The 20,528-nt window shown below is 59.8% G+C and carries 18 protein-coding genes; 9 read left to right on the forward strand and 9 right to left on the reverse strand.

Annotated elements, in window-relative coordinates:
• The 9 genes from WJU23_RS10415 to WJU23_RS10455 all read right to left on the reverse strand — a co-directional run bounded on the left by WJU23_RS10415 (nt 1) and on the right by WJU23_RS10455 (nt 9,706).
• Nucleotides 1-795 (reverse strand): alpha/beta hydrolase-fold protein, encoded by a 795-nt coding sequence (locus WJU23_RS10415; RefSeq protein WP_346332497.1) that lies wholly within the window; start codon nt 793-795, stop codon nt 1-3.
• Between the two features lie 47 nt (nt 796-842).
• Nucleotides 843-1,229 (reverse strand): type II toxin-antitoxin system VapC family toxin, encoded by a 387-nt coding sequence (locus WJU23_RS10420; protein WP_346332498.1) that lies wholly within the window; start codon nt 1,227-1,229, stop codon nt 843-845.
• Nucleotides 1,226-1,468: a type II toxin-antitoxin system Phd/YefM family antitoxin gene (locus tag WJU23_RS10425; protein ID WP_346332499.1), complete on the reverse strand. Its 243-nt coding sequence runs from the start codon at nt 1,466-1,468 to the stop codon at nt 1,226-1,228. Before WJU23_RS10425 ends, WJU23_RS10420 begins: the two co-directional genes overlap by 4 nt.
• A 56-nt stretch (nt 1,469-1,524) precedes the next feature.
• Nucleotides 1,525-2,256 (reverse strand): SDR family oxidoreductase, encoded by a 732-nt coding sequence (locus tag WJU23_RS10430; protein WP_346332500.1) that lies wholly within the window; start codon nt 2,254-2,256, stop codon nt 1,525-1,527.
• Nucleotides 2,257-2,312: 56 nt separating this feature from the next.
• On the reverse strand, nt 2,313-3,311 hold the full coding sequence (locus tag WJU23_RS10435; protein WP_346332501.1) for a 2-hydroxyacid dehydrogenase: 999 nt from the start codon (nt 3,309-3,311) through the stop codon (nt 2,313-2,315).
• An 11-nt stretch (nt 3,312-3,322) separates the two neighbouring features.
• A complete protein-coding gene (locus WJU23_RS10440) occupies nt 3,323-6,052 on the reverse strand; it encodes a cation-transporting P-type ATPase (RefSeq protein WP_346332502.1) in 2,730 nt (909 codons plus the stop codon).
• Nucleotides 6,053-6,242: 190 nt separating this feature from the next.
• On the reverse strand, nt 6,243-7,754 hold the full coding sequence (locus WJU23_RS10445) for a potassium/proton antiporter (RefSeq protein WP_346332503.1): 1,512 nt from the start codon (nt 7,752-7,754) through the stop codon (nt 6,243-6,245).
• An 11-nt stretch (nt 7,755-7,765) separates the two neighbouring features.
• Complete coding sequence (locus WJU23_RS10450) at nt 7,766-8,707, reverse strand: universal stress protein (protein ID WP_346332504.1); 942 nt, start codon at nt 8,705-8,707, stop codon at nt 7,766-7,768.
• Between the two features lie 126 nt (nt 8,708-8,833).
• A complete protein-coding gene (locus tag WJU23_RS10455) occupies nt 8,834-9,706 on the reverse strand; it encodes an AraC family transcriptional regulator (protein WP_346332505.1) in 873 nt (290 codons plus the stop codon).
• A 142-nt stretch (nt 9,707-9,848) separates the two neighbouring features.
• Here WJU23_RS10455 and WJU23_RS10460 point away from each other — a divergent pair, with 142 nt between their 5' ends.
• Genes WJU23_RS10460 through WJU23_RS10500 form a run of 9 tightly spaced genes read left to right on the forward strand, consistent with a single transcriptional unit; the run spans nt 9,849 to nt 20,510 of the window.
• Nucleotides 9,849-10,763, forward strand: coding sequence for a dihydrodipicolinate synthase family protein (locus tag WJU23_RS10460; RefSeq protein WP_346332506.1), 915 nt, complete (start codon nt 9,849-9,851; stop codon nt 10,761-10,763).
• 17 nt (nt 10,764-10,780) lie between these two features.
• Nucleotides 10,781-11,893, forward strand: coding sequence for a sialidase family protein (locus WJU23_RS10465; protein ID WP_346332507.1), 1,113 nt, complete (start codon nt 10,781-10,783; stop codon nt 11,891-11,893).
• Between the two features lie 56 nt (nt 11,894-11,949).
• Complete coding sequence (locus WJU23_RS10470; RefSeq protein WP_346332508.1) at nt 11,950-12,678, forward strand: hypothetical protein; 729 nt, start codon at nt 11,950-11,952, stop codon at nt 12,676-12,678.
• A 21-nt stretch (nt 12,679-12,699) separates the two neighbouring features.
• Nucleotides 12,700-13,782, forward strand: coding sequence for a sialidase family protein (locus tag WJU23_RS10475; RefSeq protein WP_346332509.1), 1,083 nt, complete (start codon nt 12,700-12,702; stop codon nt 13,780-13,782).
• Nucleotides 13,783-13,802: 20 nt separating this feature from the next.
• Nucleotides 13,803-15,167 (forward strand): arylsulfatase, encoded by a 1,365-nt coding sequence (locus WJU23_RS10480; protein ID WP_346332510.1) that lies wholly within the window; start codon nt 13,803-13,805, stop codon nt 15,165-15,167.
• Between the two features lie 31 nt (nt 15,168-15,198).
• Nucleotides 15,199-16,590, forward strand: a complete 1,392-nt coding sequence (locus WJU23_RS10485; protein WP_346332511.1) for a sulfatase — start codon at nt 15,199-15,201, stop codon at nt 16,588-16,590.
• Between the two features lie 47 nt (nt 16,591-16,637).
• Nucleotides 16,638-17,189, forward strand: a complete 552-nt coding sequence (locus WJU23_RS10490; RefSeq protein WP_346332512.1) for a sigma factor — start codon at nt 16,638-16,640, stop codon at nt 17,187-17,189.
• Nucleotides 17,186-18,142 carry a hypothetical protein gene (locus WJU23_RS10495; RefSeq protein WP_346332513.1) on the forward strand — a complete coding sequence of 319 codons (957 nt, stop codon included), beginning with the start codon at nt 17,186-17,188 and terminating at the stop codon, nt 18,140-18,142. The genes WJU23_RS10490 and WJU23_RS10495 overlap by 4 nt, the downstream gene beginning before the upstream one ends.
• A gap of 13 nt (nt 18,143-18,155) precedes the next feature.
• Nucleotides 18,156-20,510: a DUF1549 domain-containing protein gene (locus WJU23_RS10500; protein ID WP_346332514.1), complete on the forward strand. Its 2,355-nt coding sequence runs from the start codon at nt 18,156-18,158 to the stop codon at nt 20,508-20,510.
• The last annotated feature ends 18 nt before the right edge of the window (nt 20,511-20,528 follow it).

A 20,528-nucleotide genomic window follows, 5' to 3' on the forward strand; every position in this document is an offset into this window, starting at 1 on the left:
CTAACGTATAGTTTGACCAAAAAAGCGCAGACTGTCTGCCAGGTGTTCATGCCAGTACTCCCAGGTGTGACCGCCGGTGAATTCTTCATAGACATGCGGGATGCCGGCCTGGTCTAACTGCTGATGCAGTGTGCGGTTGTGCTCGATGAGGATGTCGTCACTGCCGCAGTCGAAACGCAGCGGCGGCAGGCGGTGCGCATTCTGTGTCAGACACTCGATGACAGACATCGGCTCCTTTTCCGTCAGCACAAATTGGGCGGACGTTTCTTCCACAAAGCCGTGCAGATGGGCGATGTCCGTGCAACTGCTGTGGGCGCTAATGGCAGTGAACTTTTCGGCATGGAGAGCCCCCAGGCGCATGGCGCCGTAACCGCCCATGGACAGGCCCGCGATGAAACGAGGTGACCGGGCAACTCGGGGATCAACGAGGGTGGCGGCCTGGGGGACTTCTTCGACGATCCAGCGATGGCAGTCCGCCCCGGCATGTTGCGCGTAGCCGCTGCCATCGCCCCACAGACCATCGGAAGGCATGGCGAGCATCATGGGTGGCAGGTTTTCCTCCGCGATCAGGCGGTCCAGCACCTTATGTGCGCCGCCTTTAAACAGCCAGGCCCAGTGGCTGCCATAGACTCCATGCAGCAGGATGACCAAGGGCAGCGGACCGGCAGGGGCGGTTGGCGGCACGTACAGAGTGAGGTCTGCGCGGCGCATTAAGGCGGAGGATTTGACGGTGACAAAAGAAACACCTGCCGGGGCATACTCCGGCAGGGAGATCTCGATGGTGCGAAAAGGCATGGGGCAAGAAACGCGTCTAAAGTTCAGAACCTGGCTGGATCCTTGAGTCACCACATCCGTGAAGCTCCGAGCAGGGACAGGGGCAGATCAGGTGAGAGGAGGGTCATGCCGGATTCGATGGCTTGGGCGGCGAGGAGGCGGTCGAAGGGGTCCACGTGGCTGCGCGGGAGCTCGCCGCTGCGGAAGATGGCGGCGTGGGTGAGGGGCAGGAGATGAACGTGATAAAACGCCAGTCTGCTGGGTAGCCAGAGACGAGGAGCAGCAGGCAAGGGCAGCTTGCCGCCGGAGTGTTTTAAGGTGATCTCCCAGACGCTGACGTCACTGAGATACAGACGGTTGAAGGGATCATTGAGCTGGCGGGTGGCTTCATCTGACAAGCGGCCCGGGGGTAAGGCGAGCCAAAGAAAGGTACACGTATCGAGGAGGAAATTCATAGGCCCCATTCTTTCAGTTCTTCTTCTGTAAGCGGTGCAAAAGCGGAGTCTGGGATGTCGAACGGAGGGTCGAGGGTTTCGCCTACTTTTGGGCGAGCTTTCTTTTGTTCAGCCGGGACAGGCACCAGCATGGCGACGGCGTGTTTCCCCCGGGCGATGATGTATTCTTTGCCTTGCTCCACCTCGGCGAGGTAACGGGACAGGTGGGTTTTGGCCTCGTGGGTGGTGATGGTGGTCATGAGGGGAGTTTATGGGCTTGGCCAAAGTTAGTCAAGTTAGTCCACTCATGATATCATCACTCCGGTTTGACGGAGAAATCGCTGTCATCCAGGGAGCGGAGGACCAGCTCGCGGGGGACGCAGAAGTCGTCCATTTCCAGACAGCGGAGGATGGCGTCGGCGATGTGCTCGGGCTTGAGGAAAAGCTGCTTAGGCGCGGTGCGAGGCGAGGCTTCATCCCAGAAGGCGGTGTCCACGCCGCCGGGCAGGATGGCGGTGACGCGGATGCGATGCGGGGCGGCTTCTTCGGCCAGGCCCTGGGTGAAGCCGCGCACGCCCCACTTGGCGGCGCAATAAACGGTCTCACTGGGGATGCCGCGCAGGCTGGCGGTGGAGATGATGTTGATGATGTGGCCACGACGATGGGGAGCCATGCAACGGAGCGCGGCCTGGCAGCCGAGGATGGTGCCTTTGAGATTCACGTCCAGCATGACGTCAATCTCGCCTTCGGTGTAGTCGGTGATCCAGCGATGGCGGGCCAGGCCGGCGTTGTTGATCCACACGGAGATATCCCCCCAGCGCGCGGTGGTCTCGGTAACGATGCGGGCGACATCCTCCCCCCGGCTGACATCGGCGATGATGGTGAGCGCCTGCTCTTCGTTGAGACCACTCATGGCAGCGGAGAGGGCGGCGAAGTCGAGGTCCACAAGCACCACTTTGGCCCCACGCTGAATGAGGGAGTGGACCGTGGCGAGGCCGATGCCGCGCGCGGCTCCGGTGATGACACAAATTTGACCATGGAGGTGCATGAGCGCTGACTGTGCGCGTCATGTGGTCTTTTGCCAAGCCTGCGATTCAGTTCAGGTCACTTCAGGACGGTGCCGGGCAGAAAAGTGCTGTCTTTTACCGCGCTTACATTGGCGACGGTGACGCGGGCGATTTCGCCGAGGGCTTCCTGGGTGAGAAAGGCCTGATGGGAGGTGATGAGGACATTGGGGAGCGAGAGCAGCAAGGCGAGGGTGTCATCCTGCAAGACATGGCCGGAGAGGTCTTCAAAGAAGATGCCTTCCTCCTCCTCATACACATCCAGGGCGACTCCGCCGATGTGGCCGGATTTCAGGCTCTCAATGAGGGCGGTGGTATCCACCAGCTTACCACGGCTGGAATTGACGAGATAGGCACCGGGCTTCATCTGGGCCAGGGTCTGGCCATTGAGGAGATGATGGGTCTCCGGTGTCAGCGGGAGGTGAAGGGAGACGACATCGCTCTCCTTCAAAAGCGTTTCCATGGAAGTGTATTCGATGTTGTTTTCCGCAGCCCAGTCACTGACGGGAAAGGGGTCATGCGCGAGCACACGGGTGCCAAAACCCCGGAAGATCTGGGCGGTGCAGCGACCAATTTTGCCGGTGCCAACGATGCCCACCGTCTTGCCATAAAGATCAAATCCGACAAGGCCGGCGAGGGAAAAATTATGCTCTCGCACGCGGTTGAAAGAACGGTGGATCTTGCGGTTAAGGGTCATCAAAAGGGCGACGGCGTGCTCCGCGACGGCATGGGGGGAATAGGCTGGGACGCGGGTGATGGCGATGCCAAGCTCACGCGCGGCAGGCAGGTCCACCTGGTTGAATCCGGCGCAGCGAAGAGCGGCGAGCTTGACCCCGGCAGAGGCGAGTTTTTCCAGGCAAGGCCGGTCGAGCCGGTCATTCACAAACACGCAGACGGCTTCCGCACCGGCGGCGGTGGAAGCGGTCTCCGCTGTGAGGCGAAAGTCGTGAAAGGTCCAGTTTAAAGCCTCCGCGCCGGGGGCTGCGAGAACGGCTTCGCGGTCGTATTGCTTGGTATCGTAAAAGGCGATGTTGGTCATGGTATCAGAGATTATTCAGGGAGTTTGTCTTTGCCTCGGCCACCACCAAAGCGGACCCATTTTTCAAACTCCACCGCAGCAAAGGAGAGAAGGGTGACAATGAGGATCTTGCCCCATGAACTGGCCCCCAAAGGCATGGTGTGGAAGAGTTTGTTCATGAGAGGGGTGTAGGTGAAGAGCAACTGGGCACAGATCATGCCGAAGGCACCGAGGATGGCCAGACGATTGGTCCAGAGGCCGATGGAGAAGAGGGAATGGTTTAAGGAACGGCAGCTGAACAAATAGGCGACCTCCACCATAACGATGACATTGATGACGGCGGTGCGGGCCTCCTGCTCGGTCTCGCCGGGAGTTTTCAACTCTTCAAAGAAAAGCCAGAAAGAGCCAAGGATCATGATAGATGAAATCAGTCCGGTACGCATGAAGAGGGGGAAGGTCAGGAGCGGGCGCTTGGGATCACGCGGCGGGCGCTGCATGAGGTCGGGCTCATTGGGCTCAAAGACGAGCATGAGGCCCAGGAAGACCGCTGTGGTCATGTTCACCCAAAGAAGCTGCACCGGCAGCACGGGGAGGGTGAGGCCAAAGATGATGGATACAAGGATGATGGATCCTTCCCCCAGATTGGTGGGCAGGGTCCAGACGATGAATTTGCGCAGGTTGTCAAAGACACCGCGCCCTTCTTCCACAGCAGCTTTGATGGTGGCGAAGTTGTCATCCACAAGCACCATGTCGGCAGCGCCTTTGGCCACATCCGTGCCGGTGATGCCCATGGCGATGCCGATGTCCGCCTGCTTCAGCGCGGGAGCATCATTGACGCCGTCTCCGGTCATGGCGACGACATGGCCGTGGGTCTGGAGAGCCCGGACCAGACGAAGCTTTTGCTCAGGGGCGACGCGGGCGAAGACCTCCACCCGGTGGGCGATGGCGGGGAGATCTGCATCGCTGATTTTTTCCAGCTCCTGCCCGGTCATGGTCTGGACGCCGTCACCATCGGCAATGCCCAGTTTTTCCGCGATGGCGCGGGCGGTGAGGGCGTGGTCACCGGTGATCATTTTGACGAGGATGCCCGCCATGCGGCAGTCTTTGACCGCCGCGATGGCCTCCGGGCGGGGAGGATCAATCATGCCCTGGAGGCCAAGAAAGGTCATGCCTTCCTTGACGTGATCGTGAGACAGATCCCCCTCCTCCGGGACGTCATGACTGCGGGCAAAGGAAAGGACACGCATGCCCTGCGAGGCCATTTTTTCAACCGCCACGCGGATGGCCTCTTTATCCAGCGGGACTGTTTTGCCATCGCTGCCGAGCATGTCTGCGCAGCGCTCCAGAAGACGCTCCACAGCGCCGACTTTGTAAATGACGCGCCCGTCTTCATGCTCATGCAGAGTGGCGCGGAACATGTGCTGGGATTCAAAGGGGATCATGCTGTGACGCGGCGCTTCCTTCATAGAGGTCTCATGATCCAGGCCGGCTTTCGCACCGGCCACCAGCAGGGCGGCTTCGGTCGGATCGCCCTGCATGAGGTGCCTGCCATCTTCGATGACGAGTTGGGAATCATTGCAGAGCACCCCCGCGAGCAGGCATTCAAGAAGCGCGGGATGGTCTGCGAGTTCCAGTTTGGCTTCATCCTCACCGAGCAAGTGGCCTTTGGGCTCATAGCCCACGCCGGTGATTTGATACTCCTGCCCGCCGGCATACACACGCTGCACGGTCATCTGGTTTTCCGTGAGGGTGCCGGTTTTATCGGAGCATACCACGGTGGTGCTGCCGAGCGTTTCCACAGCGGGGAGCTTGCGGATGATGGCGCGCCTTTTGGCCATGCGGCTGACGCCGATGGCCAGGACAATGGTGACGGCGGCGGGCAGCCCCTCCGGGATGGCACCAACGGCCAGGGCAACTGCAGCCATGAACATATCCACCGGAGGCTCTCCACGCATGACACCGACGACGAAGGTGACAATGGAAAGCCCCAGGATGACCCACAGCAGCAGCTTGCTGAAGGCGGCGATCTTGCGGGTGAGCGGGGTGGACAGCTCCACGGTCTCGGCAATCAGCCAGGCGATGCGCCCGGTTTCTGTCTTGTCGCCAATGGCCGAAACCAGCCCCTGCGCAGTGCCATAGGTGGCGGAGGTTCCTGCAAAAGCCTGGTTTTTACGGTCGGCCAGCACAACATCATGTCCTAATACATCAGCATGTTTTTGAACAGGCACGGACTCCCCCGTGAGGGCAGATTCATCCACCTGGAGGCTGTTCACATCGAACAGGCGCAGATCCGCCGGCACCCGGTCGCCGCTTTGCAGCAGCACCACATCTCCCGGAACGAGCTGGGAGGAAGGGATGCGCTTTTTATAACCGCCACGCCGGACAGTAGCCTCGGTAACGACCATGCTGTTGAGGGCATCAATGGCTTTTTCAGCCTTGGATTCTTGAATAAATCCGATGATGGCATTGGCCAAAACCACCCCAAAGATGACGCCTGAATCCACCCACTCCTGAAGCAGTCCCGTGATGACGGATGCGGCGACGAGGATGTAAACCAGAGGCTGGTTAAACTGCTGAATGAAACGCATCCAGGCCGGAGTGCCGGAACGCGCGGACATGGTATTGGCCCCGAATTTTTTCTGCCGCCGCTCCACTTCCTCATCGCTCAAACCATGCTCACAATCGGATTCGAGCAGGCGGGTGACTTCAGAGGTTTCCAGCTTGTGCCAGTCGGACGAATCAAGGGTGGGATCAGATTTCATCGAGGTCATTCGCGAGGGTTCATTCAGTCTTCGCAATCCTCATATTACGAAGTTTGCGCTGAAGTGATGGAGCCTGAAGGATACAGGCCGGAAATGTAGATTTACATGTCCCACGTTACCCATTGGGGCAATCAACAATCGCCTCGCGTGCCAAACCGAAATCAAGTAATGACAAAGATGGCTGATCTGATCACAAGATCGGGGGTGTTGCTGCTTCTGGAGAGCTCAATGAGGTGGGGCCATTCGTATCTTCCTGCTCAAAAGGTTTGAGCAGAGCTTCACGCACCTGGTCTTCTTCCACGATGCGGGCCAGCACAGTGACCTGGTCCCAGCCCTGGAGGCGGAAGTTGCCCTTGGGGATAAGGACCTCATTATCGCGGGTGATGAGGGTGATGATGGCACCCGGAGGAAGCTTCAGATCGCGAATCCTGGGACCGAGTTTGCCTTTGGGGTCAGGCAGGTCCACCACGACGAGATCAAGCTCGCTTTTGGCCATGGTGACGAGTTCAAGTCCATAACGCCGCATGGGGCGGGAAGGCGTGGAAAGCTTGAGCCAGCGGGCCACCGAGGTGAGGGTGGAGCCCTGGATGGAGATGGACAGAATGACGGCGAAGAAAACCAGGTTAAAGACATCCTCTCCCACCTCCATCCCGGCGGCGAGGGGGTAGGTGGCGAGGACGATGGGCACAGCTCCACGCAGGCCTGCCCAACTGGTGAAGAGCTTGCTTTTGGCATCCAGGCCCATGCCGAGAGTGCCCAGCCAGACGGCCACCGGGCGGGCGACAAAGGTGAGCACGGCAAAGAGGATGATCCCCTCCACCCACAGGGTGGCCCAGCGGCTGGGGAAGACCAGCAGGCCCATGAGCACAAAGACGCCGATGTTGGCAATAGTGGCCAGGGCTGCTGAGAAATTACGCACACCCTGCTTGTAAATGAAGTGGCTGTTCCCCATCACAAAGCCGGTGGTGAAGACGCCCAGCATGCCGCTGGCATGGCACATCTCGGTGACGCCATACGTGAGCAGCACCACCCCGAGAAGCAGCACATAATAATAACCGCGATCCTGCGGATTCAGCCGGTTGAAAATGCTGAGGGCCACATGGGCCAGAACCCATCCCAAGGCGGGACCGGCGGTGAATTTCCAGATGAACATGCCGATGGTGGCCAGGCCCTGGCTTTCCCCTGAGGTGAGGCTTTCAATCGCGGCCATGGTCATGAGGATGGCCATGGGGTCATTGGCGGCACTTTCGATTTCCAAGGTGCCGGAAAGACGCGGAGGCAGCGACTGACGGCGCAGAATGGAGAAGATGGCCGCCGCATCCGTGGAGGATATGATGACGGAGAGCAGCAGGGCCTTTTCGTATGACCAGCCCAGCACGCCCCAAAGGCAAAAGAAGGAGGCGACGGCGGTGAGAAAGACCCCCCAGGTGGCCAGGCCGCCGGCCGTGAGGGCCACCGCCTTGAGGTCACTGTGCTTGGTGGCAAAACCGCCCTGAAAAAGGATGAAGACCAGCGCGACGTTGGCAACCTGGTTGGTCAGGGCGACATCCTCAAAGTGCCAAAGATTCAGCACATCGCTGCCAAACAGAATGCCTGCCCCCAGCGCGACCAGGATGACGGGCACGCTGAAGCGGTCCAGCCACACGGAGGCGAGCACCACTAGGATGAGCAGGGAGGGGATGAGAATGTAAGCAATGTCCATGAAAAGCAAAACTAAGCTGCCTGAGAGGAAACTGGCGACTGCGGCATGACCACAAGAACAGCGCATGTGGCGTGCCGGACGACCCTCTGGGCGGTGCTGCCTGTGAGCATATGATGCCAGCCTTTCACGCCATGGGCGGCGATGATGATGAGTGAGACGCTGAGCCGCCTGGCCAGTCGGTTGATGGCGCGATGAGGCGTGCCTTCGACAACCCTTGTATCAACCTCAACAGCGGGGCTGAGATGGCGTTGGCGGAAGCTGATGAGCATGGCATCCGCCGCCTGCCGCAACTCATCAATCGAATCATGATAGCGGGCGTACTCCCGTGTGCCGGGCAGGCCCATTGGCACCTGGACATGGGTCAGGGTGACGCGTGCGCCATAGGTGCAGGCCACCTTCTCCGCCCACGGGAAGGCGGCCAGCGAATCAGGAGAAAAGTCCGTGGTCAGCAGCACATGCTGCGGTTCGTCCAGCCACAATATTTCTGGACCGGCCAGCACCAGCACCGCACAGGGTGCCTCATGCACGACACGCTCCACCGTGCTTCCCAGAAGCTGGGACAGGAGACCTGGCTGCCGGGTGCGGGGCAGGACGATCAGGCCGGTCTTATGTGAGCGGGCAAAGCGGATGATTTCTTCAAAAGGAGAGCCTTCCCGGAGAGCGCAGGAAACGTCCGTTCCCTCAGCCAGGCTATCTTTCAGGGACTCCAGTTCCGCCAGGGCACAGGCGCGGCGTTTAGCTTGAAAATTTTCCCCATGAATGACGGTTTCCGGCCCATGAGTCACGGGCGTGAGCACATGCAAAAGGGTTATTTTTGCCCCCTGCTTTCTGGCAATGCCGGCTGCCGTACGGGCAGCCATGCGGCCCGCCGGAGAAAAATCCACCGGCACCAGCAAACGGCTCACCTGGGGCAAGGATGAGGGACGAGATGTGGGAGGGGTTAAATCGCTCATGTCTGGCTGTGTGATACGCAGTGTAACGGCTGCCCAAAGCACACCCGTCCAACATGAAGCGGATATGCCCGAGGGCAAGCACTGCCGCCCCCGGCTGACAGGATGACCGGGCATAACAAAAAACCCTCAACCATCCATGCGGATGTCCGTCGGCGAGCGCCCGCTCCAGGCTTTGAAGGCGCGAGAAAAATGGGCCGGGCTTTTGTAGCCAAGCTCACTGGCCACGGCTTTGACCTGGGCATCCGGCTGGCGGAGCTTGATGGCGGCCTGCGAGAGCTTCAGGCGGGTCAGGCAGGCGAGCGGTGTTTCCACATCGTAGCGTTTAAAAAGGCGGGTCAGGTAGGCTGCGGAAACATGGCAGTGGCGGGCGGCTTCCTCGATGTTGCTGAGCACCGGATAGTTCCTCAAAATGTGCCCCCGGCAGCGGAGATAGGTGGCATAGGCGGGATCCAGTTTCGTCGTCGCCGGCTGACGGCTGTCGGCGCAAAGGACCAGCGCGTGCTCCAACGCAGCGCTGGCGGCACGCAGGCCCAGCCGGCCTCCACGCAGGGCATGGTCAATGACCTCTTCCAGCAAGGTGATGACGCGGCTTGCATCCAGCACACGGATAAGAGATCCAGCACCAATGCCCAGCTCTTCCATCAGGGCGGTGGCGCGTGCACCGGTGAAATTGAAAAAGTACTTCACCATGGGCTCCTCGGCATCGGAGCGGATGACGTGGGCGGTGTTCGGATCAAAAAAGAACGCATGGCCGGTCCCCAGTTCCTGCATGCGGTTGGCCAGGGTGACGTGGCCTTTGCCACGCGAGACGAACTCAAAGGCCAGGTAGGGAAAGGTCTGGCGGTCCACCACAAAATCCGGTGCGCACCATTCGCAGCCGCCGCCTACCAGGCAGAGGCCGCCACGCTCGCGCTGGCGTTCCTTCCAGTCTGGCAAATAAAAACGCCGGGTGCGCACCACCTGGGTGGAGAAGTAGTCGGCTTGTTCAGTGGCGGGCATGGCGGGGGTAGCAAGATCAAAGGAAGAACTTCACGACTTCTTGCGGCAAGAGTCAAGAATCGTCATCCGGCTGCCAAAGATGAGCACAAGCAAGATCTTGCCTTTCAGGCGGTGCCTGCGGCAAGCTGACAGTCCCACCCACATGTCCTTACCCCAACCTATTCGCGGGATCATCCCGCCCCTGGTCACCCCTTTGTCTGGTCGCGACACCCTTGACGTTGCCGGTCTGGAGCGGCTCGTCGAGCACCTCATCACCGGGGGTGTGCACGGGCTCTTCATCCTGGGCACCACCGGGGAGGCCCCCAGCCTGAGCTACCGCCTGCGGCGTGAGCTGATCGAGCGCACCTGCGAGCTGGTGAAGGATCGTGTGCCGGTGTTGGTGGGCATTACCGATACGGCTTTTGTGGAAAGCGTGAACCTGGCGCAATACTCCGCTGAACAAGGCGCCAGCGCAGTGGTGACGGCACCGCCCTATTATTTCCCGGCGGCACCGCCTGAACTGCAACAGTACATTGAAGACCTCGTGGCGGAAATGCCTCTGCCGATGTTCCTTTATAACATGCCCGGGCTGACCAAGGTGAGCTTTGACATCGAGCTGGTCCGCCGGGCGCTGGACATGCCCGGCATCTGCGGGGTCAAGGACAGCTCCTGTGACATGATCTATTTTCACCGTCTGATGGAAGTCGCCCGTGAGCGCCCGGAATGGAGCGTCCTCGTCGGACCGGAGGAACTCACCGCCGAGGCCGTCCTTCTCGGCGGTCATGGCGGCATCAACGGCGGTGCCAACCTGCACCCGAGGCTGTATGTCAAAATGTATGAGGCCGCCGCCTCACAGGACCTGCCGCTGACACGCCAGCTCCACACGGATGTGATGAAACTCGCCGGCAGCATTTACACCGTGGGCCGTCACAAGAGCGCCATCATCAAGGGCATCAAATGCGGCCTCTCCCTGCTGGGCATCTGCGATGACCAGATGGCCGAGCCCTTCCAGCGCTTCAACCCGCCGGAGCGTGAGATCATCCGTGAAAGACTGCGCGCCCTGGCTCTGATTGATTGATCCCCCCCTAACCAACCATGACTCTCAAATCCCTCCTCTATCTTCCGTGTGTTCTGTGTTTTCCGTGGTTGTCCTCTGCGGCGGATCCTGCACTTTTAAAGTCCGAGTTCATCTATGACACCGGGCCTTATCCGCAGATCCATGCGACAACGATTGTGGAAACTCCCACCGGCCTCGTTTCAGCCTGGTTCGGTGGCACCCGTGAAAAGGACCCGGATGTAGGCATTTGGGTGTCCCGCCAGGTGGATGGCAAGTGGACGACAAGCGTGGAAGTGGCCAACGGTGTACAGCACATGCTCACGGACGGCACGGTGGTCCGCCACCCCACGTGGAACCCGGTGCTGTTTCAGCCGAAGGACGGTCCGTTGATGCTCTTTTACAAAGCAGGCCCGACGCCTCAAACCTGGTGGGGGATGCTGACCACCTCCACCGATGGCGGCCAGACCTGGGAGCAGCCCCGCCGCCTGCCGGAGGGCATCCTCGGTCCGGTCAAAAACAAACCCGTTCAACTTCCAGATGGCAGCATCCTGTGCCCCACCAGCGAGGAGTCTCCCGAAAAAGATCCGGTGGCGAAGCAGGATGTCTGGACCGCCCACTTCGAGCTTACCCGCGACCTTGGCAAGACCTGGGAGCGGACCAAGCCATTGCATGACGGCATCCAGATCCAGGCCATCCAGCCGAGCATCCTCTTCCTGGGCGGCGACAAGCTGCTGGCCCTGGGCCGGTCACGTCAGGACAAGGTCTTCGAAATCCGCAGTGAGGACGGCGGCAAGACTTGGGGCGAGATGAAGCTGGGTACCCTGCCTAACAACAACTCTGGCACGGATGCGGTGACGCTGAAGGACGGCACACACCTCATCATTTACAACCACATCGGCGGCACCCCCGGCAAGTGGGGTGGCAAGCGCACCCCGCTGAACATTGCCGCCTCCAAAGACGGCCGCACCTGGCAGGCCGCCCTTGTACTGGAAACCGACCCTGGCGAATACAGCTACCCCTCCATCATTCAGACCAGCGACGGCCTTGTGCACGTCACCTATACCTGGAAACGTCAGAAGGTGAAACACGCGGTCATTGACCCTTCCAAGCTGACCCTCCGCGATTTCGTGGACGGCCAGTGGCCTGAATAAAGCAAAGCGCATCATCATTTGTCAGGCGCTCTGCGAACCACCAACCAGAACACGCCATGAAATTCACCGCCCTTGTTGCGGCCATTCTCGGGATGGTCACTCTTCCTCATGCCCACGCTGTGGTGCTCATCGGCTGGGATCCCCAGGGGATGTCCGCAGCCAATGGCGGCTGGCCGGACGGCTGGTCCAGCTCCAGCCAAGGGGGCACCGTGACCGTGGACAGCGGCATCCAGATTGTCGAGGGGCTGAACCGCGGGGCCGGCACCACCGCTGGCACCCTCAACAATGGATGGGGGGCGACAGGAATTAACCAGACCACTCAAGCCGCGGCGATCTCCGATAACGACTACCTCTTTTTCTCGCTGGCCCCGCAGGAGGGAAATCTGATGTCCCTGAGCGCTCTGGACTACAATGTCCGACTGGTGTCAACCCCATGGAACAGCGGGGATACCCGGTATCTCTGGCAGTACAAAGTGGGAGACGGTAGCTTTGTGGACATTGGCGAGCCGCTGGCTCTTGTGGGTGAATACAACACCAACGGAGTCGCCCAGCCAACGTTGAATCTCAGTGGCATTGCGGCTTTGCAAAACGTCACCGAAGAAGTGGAATTCAGGATGTATGCCTGGAACTCAGGCGGACAGTTTGTCTTTGGCCGCCTGCCAGGCAATGACCTCGCCTTAAGCGGCTCCGTGTCCGCAGTGCCGGAACCTTCACGGATGCTGTTTTTGATTTTGGGGGTGATGTCCTGGATGTTCCGCCGTTACAGAACCCCAATTCCCGGCTGATTCAGCCTCCTGTTACCCCCCATGAAGAATCTTTTAACCATCCTGCTGACATCCCTCACGGCCATCTCCTTTGCTGAGCAACCCGGCGTCATCAAAAGCGAGTTCATCTTTGATCCCGCACCCCATCCCCAGTGCCACTCGTCCACCCTTGTGGAAACGCCTGCGGGGCTGGTGGCAGCGTGGTTCGGCGGCACCCGCGAGGGCAATCCGGATGTCGGCATCTGGCTGTCGCGTCATCAGGATGGCGTATGGACACCGCCGGTGGAAGTGGCCAACGGGGCGGAGACCGAAGACCCGCGCGTGAACTGCCTGAACCCCGTCCTGTTCCAGGTGCCGAAGGGGCCGCTGCTGCTGTTTTATAAAACGGGCAAGTGGTGGGCGTATAAAAAAGAATCCAAGGACAACGGGGCCACCTGGTCCAAACCGGAACGGCTTTACAACGGCCTCTTTGGTCCCGTGAAAAACAAACCCGTGCTGCTGGCGGACGGTTCCATCCTCAGCCCCACCAGCGTGGAAATCCCCTCCCCCCAAGGGCGCAGCTGGCGGGTGCATTTTGAGCGTAGCACCAATGGCGGCAAGTCCTGGGAATACATCGGCCCGGTCAATGACGGGCACGAGATCCAGGCCATCCAGCCGAGCATCCTGTTCCACCCCGGCAACCGCCTGCAGGCCCTGGGGCGCACGCAGCAGGGAAAGCTTTTTGAAATCTGGTCTGAAGACGGCGGCATGAGCTGGGGGAAGATGTCGCTCATGGACCTGCCTAACAATAACAGTGGCACGGATGCCGTGACGCTGAAGGATGGACGCCATCTGCTGATCTACAATCACACCGGCAACCGCACCGACATTGACCGCCCCAGCGGCTTCCGTTCACCCTTGAACCTGGCCGTTTCCAAAGATGGCAAAAAATGGGAAGCCGCGCTTGTGCTGGAGACGGAGCCCAAAAAGGAGTTCAGCTACCCGGCCATCATTCAGACCGGTGATGGCCTGGTCCACATCACCTACACGTGGAAAAGGGAATTCATCAAACACGTGGTGGTGGATCCCGCCAAGCTGGAGACGCAGCCCATGGTGGATGGCCAGTGGCCGGACTCCGTCAAATGACAGCCTCTTGTTAAGTGATCATGCACCGTCTGTTCCTGCTGGGCCTCGCTCTGGCCCTCACAAGTCCTCTTGTCGCCGCGCCTAACATCCTGTTCATCCTGGCCGATGATCTGGGTTATGGAGACCTGGGCAGCTATGGCCAAAAGCAGATTCTTACCCCGCACCTGGACCGCCTGGCAGCCCAGGGCACACGCTTTACTCAAGTCTATGCGGGCTCCTCCGTCTGTGCTCCATCGCGCTGCTGCCTGATGACCGGAATGCACAATGGCAATGCCCGGATCCGCGACAACATCCCGCACGGAGTCACCCTGCAGGATGAAGATGTGACGATCGGCAAAGTGCTCAAAACGGCAGACTATCGCACCGGAGCCATTGGCAAATGGAGCCTGGGCGTGCATCCGTCTCCCGGCCAGCCTGACAATCAGGGTTTCGATTTTTTCTACGGTCATCAGGACCAGGACCAGGCGCATTTTTATTATCCGGACCACCTTTGGGAAAACAACCGGGTGGTGCTGCTGCCGGGGAATCGTGGCGAGCGCAAACAGCAGTACACACAGGACCTGTTCACAGAACGCGCCCTCCATTTTATCAGCGAGCCTTCTGACCGGCCCTTCTTTCTTTATCTGGCGTACACACTGCCGCACTGGTCCGACTATCCTTTGAAATCCGACGAATCGCAGATCGTCCCGAGTGATGCGCCTTACACCGGCCGCGACTGGCCGCAGGTGGAGAAAAACTATGCGGCCATGGTTTCCATGCTGGACCGGGATGTGGGGCGGCTCATGGACGCTCTGGAGGAAAAAGGCCTCACAAAGGACACGCTGATCTTCTTTACCAGCGACAACGGACCTTCCGCAGAAGCCAAACACAAGCCCGCCTTTTTTAACAGTGCCGCTGAGTTCCGCGGCACGAAACGCGACCTCTATGAAGGCGGCATCCGCGTGCCGATGATTGTGAGCTGGCCTGGACAGGTGCCTGCCGGGAAGGTCAGCGATGAAATCTGGACGCAGTGGGACCTGCTGCCCACCCTGGCCGAAGTGGCGGGAGCGAAGGTCACCCACCGCATAGACGGGCACTCCATTCTCCCCGCCCTGAAAGGCGACCAGGCCCCGCAGCATGAATATCTCTACTGGGACTACGGTCACACACGCGGCCTGTTTAAACAAGCGGTCAGGCAGGGGAACTGGAAGGCAGTGCGCAACGGCACAGACCAGCCGGTGGAGCTGTATGAGGTGGCCTATGACCGGCAGGAGACCCAGGATGTGGCGGCCGCTCATCCGGAGGTGGTGGCACGTCTCACAGCCCTGATGGACAGCGCCTCCACCCCGCATCCCGACTACCCCATCGCCCCGCCGAAAGCCCCGGCCAAAAAGAAAGCGCCCTAACCTGGCGGCATCGCTTTTATACGGATCAATCATGTCACGTCTGCTTCTCCTTCTTACCCTGCTTCTGTCCCCTGCCCTGGCGACAGACCGGCCTAACATTGTCCTCATTGTCGCAGATGATCTGGGCTACGGCGACCTGGGCTGTTATGGCGGCCAGGCCCGCACGCCGCACCTGGACCGCCTGGCGGCAGAGGGAATCCGCTTCACCGACTTCCATAGCAATGGCTCCGTCTGTTCGCCCACGCGTGCCTCGCTGATGACCGGGCGTTATCCGCACCGTCTGGGCATTGAAGATGCGCTGCCCACGGACTGGGAGGACAATGGCATCGGGCATCCGCGCAACAGCCAGGAAATCACCCTGGCCAGCCGCCTGCGCCAGGCGGGCTATGCCACCGGCATCTTTGGCAAATGGCACCTGGGCAAACACGCGGACAGCAATCCCACGCGCCATGGCTTTGACGAATTTCGCGGTCTCACCTGCGGCTGTGGCGACTACTTTTCCAAACTGGACCGGACAGGCATTGAGGACTGGTGGCACAATGACCAGCGCATCGAAGAAGAAGGTTATGTGACCACGGTGCTCACGGATCATGCCACGCAGTTCATCACCCGCCATCGTGAGCAGCCGTTCTTTCTGTACCTGCCGCATCTGGCCATTCATTTTCCCTGGCAGGGGCCGGAGGATGCAGACAGAGATGTGCGTCAAAAGGGGGGCGCGTTTACAGACAGCCGTCCTGGGCAGCAGAGCAAGCTTGGGCCGCATTCTCCGGAGGAAGTGCCCAACGTGGTCATCCGGATGATCGAGGAACTGGACACAAGTGTCGGCCGGGTGATGTCCACTTTGAAAGAGCAGGGACTGGATGAGAAGACACTCGTCTTCTTCACCTCCGACAACGGTGGCTATCTGAACTATGGCCAGGCTTATACGAAGGGGATCTCCAGCAATGGTGCCCTGCGCGGCCAGAAGGGGGACGTTTACGAAGGTGGTCACCGTGTCGCCGCCATCGCCCGCTGGCCGGGCCGGATCACCGGAAAGCGCGTGACCTCCGCCACGGCCATGAGCATGGATTTGATGCCCACCTTTCTTGAGCTGGCCGACATTCCCAAGCCAGAGGCGAAGGGTCCAAACGCCCTGGACGGCACAAGCCTCCTGCCGCTGCTTTTCAAAGACGAATCACTGCCTGAGCGCAGCCTTTTCTGGCGCAATGGTTTAAAAAGATACCGGGCCGTGCGGCGCGGCCCCTGGAAGCTGGTGCTGCCTGCCGGAAAAAAACCGGCGGAGCTCTACCATCTGGAAAAGGACCTGGGTGAAAGCGAAAACCTCGCCCTGACACACCCTGAGCAGGTGGCCAGGCTTCGAGGGGAACTGGAGACGTGGGAGCAGGCCATTCCGGCGTTTCAACCAGTCCATCGGCCAAAATGACAAACTTTTTCCGGTAAACCCGGCCGGCGATGGACATACAATGGTGAATGCCACCTGACTGCCCTTCTGATTCCCCGCATGAGCGCCATGCGGAATTTGTGGTTGTTCTCACGGCCTCGCATGGAAAACTGATGGGGTATTTGATGGCTCTTCTTGGCAGGCGGCAGGATGCGGAGGATGTGCTGCAGCGTGCCAGCGTGCTGATGTGGCAGAAGTTCGCCGACTTTGAGGCAGGCACTGATTTTATGGCCTGGGCCTGCACCATTTGCTTTTACGAGGCCAAGAATTTCATCCGTCTCGCCTCCCGTTCACCGCTTTATTTTGATGATGATCTTCTGGCCACCCTGGGCAGTGAGAGGCTGGAGGACCTGCCTGCCCGTGAGCTGCGCATCCGTGCGCTGGAAACCTGCTTTGAAAAGCTGGGCCAGGACGAGCAGCGGCTGGTGCGGGCGGCTTATCTGGACGGCACGAAGCAAGGCATCGCCGCCCTGGCCGCAGGCATGAACCGCGCACCGCAGACACTGTATAACAAACTTAACCATCTCCGCCGTGCGCTCGCCGAGTGCGTGCAGCGCCAGCTTCAGGAGGAACCCGCATGAACTCTGATCCCAAACGGCTGCACCAGCTTTTTTGTGCTTGCACGGATGACCGGCTAACCCCGGAAGAAAAGACTGAATTGCAGTACTGTCTCCGCCAGGATCCTGACGCACGCCGGCTGTGGTTCGCCCATGTGGATCTGGAGGATGGTCTGCATGACCTTGTGCAGAGCCGTCCAGCTTCACCTTTGTCCAAAGCGGAAGCCAGAACGCGAAAGGCCGGTCTGCGCCCGCTGCTCGCAGCTGCAGCGGGACTGGTCGTCGGCCTCTTCAGTGCCTCCATGGTGTTTGGATTTGGACTTACCGTCCGGGTGCAGACAACGGCACTGTTTCATGACAGCTTTGAAGCCGGAACAAATCCGGCAGCGAAAGGCAAACCCGTTTCTCCTGATGAGTGGAGCGGGGATTACACGGAAGTCGTCGGTTCCCAAGGCAGCGTGCAGCCCGCAGAGGGAAACAAGATGCTGCGTTTTCTCCGGGGCGATGATGCCCTGGAACATCTGCCGGGCAGCCGCAGCAGCGACCTCTTCCGGCTGCTCGATGTCCGGCATTACAAGCAGGACCTGGCCGATGGCGGCGGTGTGGTGCGGCTTTCGGCTTTGTTCAATGCTTCCGCCGAGGGGGTGATGGATCCCATCAGTTGCACGCTGATGCTTTATGCGCTGGATGCAAAGCTGGTGGAGGGACGCAAGCCCGGCACACCGATGCCGAATCTCCGCCAACACATGCTCGCCTTCTCCCAAACCACCCGCGTGAAACTGGATGCTGATGCCACCTCCTGGCAGGCGGCCAGCAATGAACTCCGCCTGCCGCCGGAGACGGATTATCTGATGATTCAAATCGGAGTGAACAAAGACAGCACCGAGCCCGGCCAACGACTGGATTCCTTTGCCCATCATTATGCCGACCAGGTGCGCGTGACCCTAGCAAGGTTACCTGAAGTGCCCCTGCCATGACTACCTTTGCATCATGTCTTCACTCATTGTTATACCACGCAGACTGCTGACTGCTGTTTTGGGCTGCCTGATGACAGTGGCAGTTCCTGCTGCAACGGCCAAGTCTCCCGTCTTTGAAGACCAGGTGCTGCCGGTTTTGTATCATCACTGTTTTAGCTGCCACAGTGAAAAACAGGTGAAACCGAAAGGCGGTTTGAAGCTCGACTCCGCAGCGGCCATCATCGAAAGCGGCTCGCTCGTGCCGGGGAAACCTGAGGAGAGCGACCTGCTGGCACGGGTCTCTTTGCCGCATACGGATGAAGATGTGATGCCTCCGCTGGAAGGCGGCGCGCAGCCTTTGAGTGCAGAAGAGCGTGCCGTATTAAAGCAGTGGATCGCAGATGGTGCGGACTTTGGCGGATGGGTGAAATTTGAGCATCGCAGTCCTGCTTTGGAAATCGCAGGCGGTCCTTTGAAGAAGGATGAAACGCAACAACTGGCAGCTCAGGTGGATGCCCTGGTGCAGAAACATCATCAGTCCAAAGGCAGCCGCACGAACCCGCCGGCCAGTGATGAAACCTTTGTCCGCCGTGTCTATCTGGATGTCGCAGGCCGCATCCCCAGCCTGGAGGAAAGCACCCGGTTCCTGGAAAGTTCAGACCCGCAAAAAAGGGCCGCATTGATCCAGGAGCTTCTGGCCGGTGAAGGTTACGTCAGCCACACCTTTAACTGGAAAGCGGACAAGCTGCGCATCGCCCCCCAGGCGCTCAGCGGCCAGCCGAAGTGGCTTTATGATGACTGGGTCAAGGAGTCCATCCGCTCCGGCATGCCCTATGATGAATTTGTCCGTCAACTCATCACCGCCACCGGCTATCTCTGGCAGACGGGAGCGGTGGGTTTTTATCTGCGCGACCTGGGCATGCCGCTGGATCACATGTCCAACCTGACGCGCATCTTTCTCGGCACGCGGATCGAGTGCGCCCAATGCCATGACCATCCTCTGGAACCGGTCACCCAGAAGGACTTTTACCAGATGGCCGCCTACACCTTCGGCGTCACCAATCTGGGAAACCCCTCAGGTTATTCCAATGCCAACGTCCGCCAGTGGCCGGAGATCCAGGCGCTCATGAAGAAAGCAGGCCCGGATGAAGCGTTGAGCCAGGGTGTGAGCCGGACCATCTCCTATCTGAAGCGCCTAACCGCAGATTCATCAAAACAGCTCACCTTTCCCAAAGACTATATTTATGACATAGAGGCGCGCGGGAAAATAGTGGAGCCCCGTACTTTGTTTGGTGATGAAGCCCCAGCTTCTCTGGAGAACCGGCGTCAGGTCTTTGCCGAGTGGCTCACCTCTCCACGCAACCCCCGCTTTGCCACCAACATCGCCAACCTGCTCTGGAAACGGGTCATGGGCGCAGGCCTGGTGGAGCCTGTGGACAGCCTGTCCGCCATGACGCGCTCGGAGCACGGAGGGCTGCTCACTTTTTTGACGGAAACCATGGTTAGGCTGAAATTTGATGAACGGGCTTTTCTGGCGGTGCTTCTGAACACCCAGTTGTACCAAAGTGAAGCAGACCGTGCCACGCCGGAGACGGGGGCCCCCTTTGCGCTGCGCGGCCCATTCTTACGGCGCCTCTCCGCCGAGCAGGTGTGGGATTCCTATCTGACGCTCCTGGCCGAAGACATTGATGAGCGGAAAGGCCTGCGGCGTTATGATCACTCCGAGCTGGACAAAGACAAGCTGCTCAAACTGACGGACATGACCGCTGAACAAGTGCTGGAGCGTGCCCGGGTGGAGATGGATCATCGCATCAACCACCGCGCCTATCAGCAAAGGCTGGTGGAGCAAAATAAGCAACGCCAGGCGGCCCGCGCCAAAGGTGATGTGACCCTGGAGCGGAAACTCCAGGCTGAGCACCGCGCGGAGAACGCCCGCTTTGAGGAGGTGGCGGATGCCGTCCAGATGAACGGCTTTTATTATGCCAAGGAGACCGACCCTCGCTGGACCCGGCTGCCGCAGGACCTGGTGCGCGCCTCAGAAACCCCGCTGCCGCTGCCCATGGGCCATTTCCTGCGCCAGTTCGGCCAGTCCGACCGGCGGGAGATTGATGCCTTCCAAACAGATCCCAATACGACTCATTCCCTGGCTCTCATGAATGGAGAACTCACGTCCAAGGTGCTGGAACGATCCTCCCTTCTGCGCACGCAATTACACCCGGTCAAAGACACCGCTGAACGCACGCGGATGATTTACCAGGCCGTACTGGTGCGCCGTCCCGGTGAAGACGAGCTGCATGAGCTGGCCACCTTCTCCCAAGACAGCCCCACCCCGGATGAGGATCTCATCTGGACGCTGCTAAACTCCCCCGAGTTTCTTTTCATCCAATAACCTCGCCTCCTTGCCGAC

The sequence above is a fragment of the Prosthecobacter sp. SYSU 5D2 genome, from assembly GCF_039655865.1.
Taxonomy (GTDB): Bacteria; Verrucomicrobiota; Verrucomicrobiia; order Verrucomicrobiales; family Verrucomicrobiaceae; genus Prosthecobacter.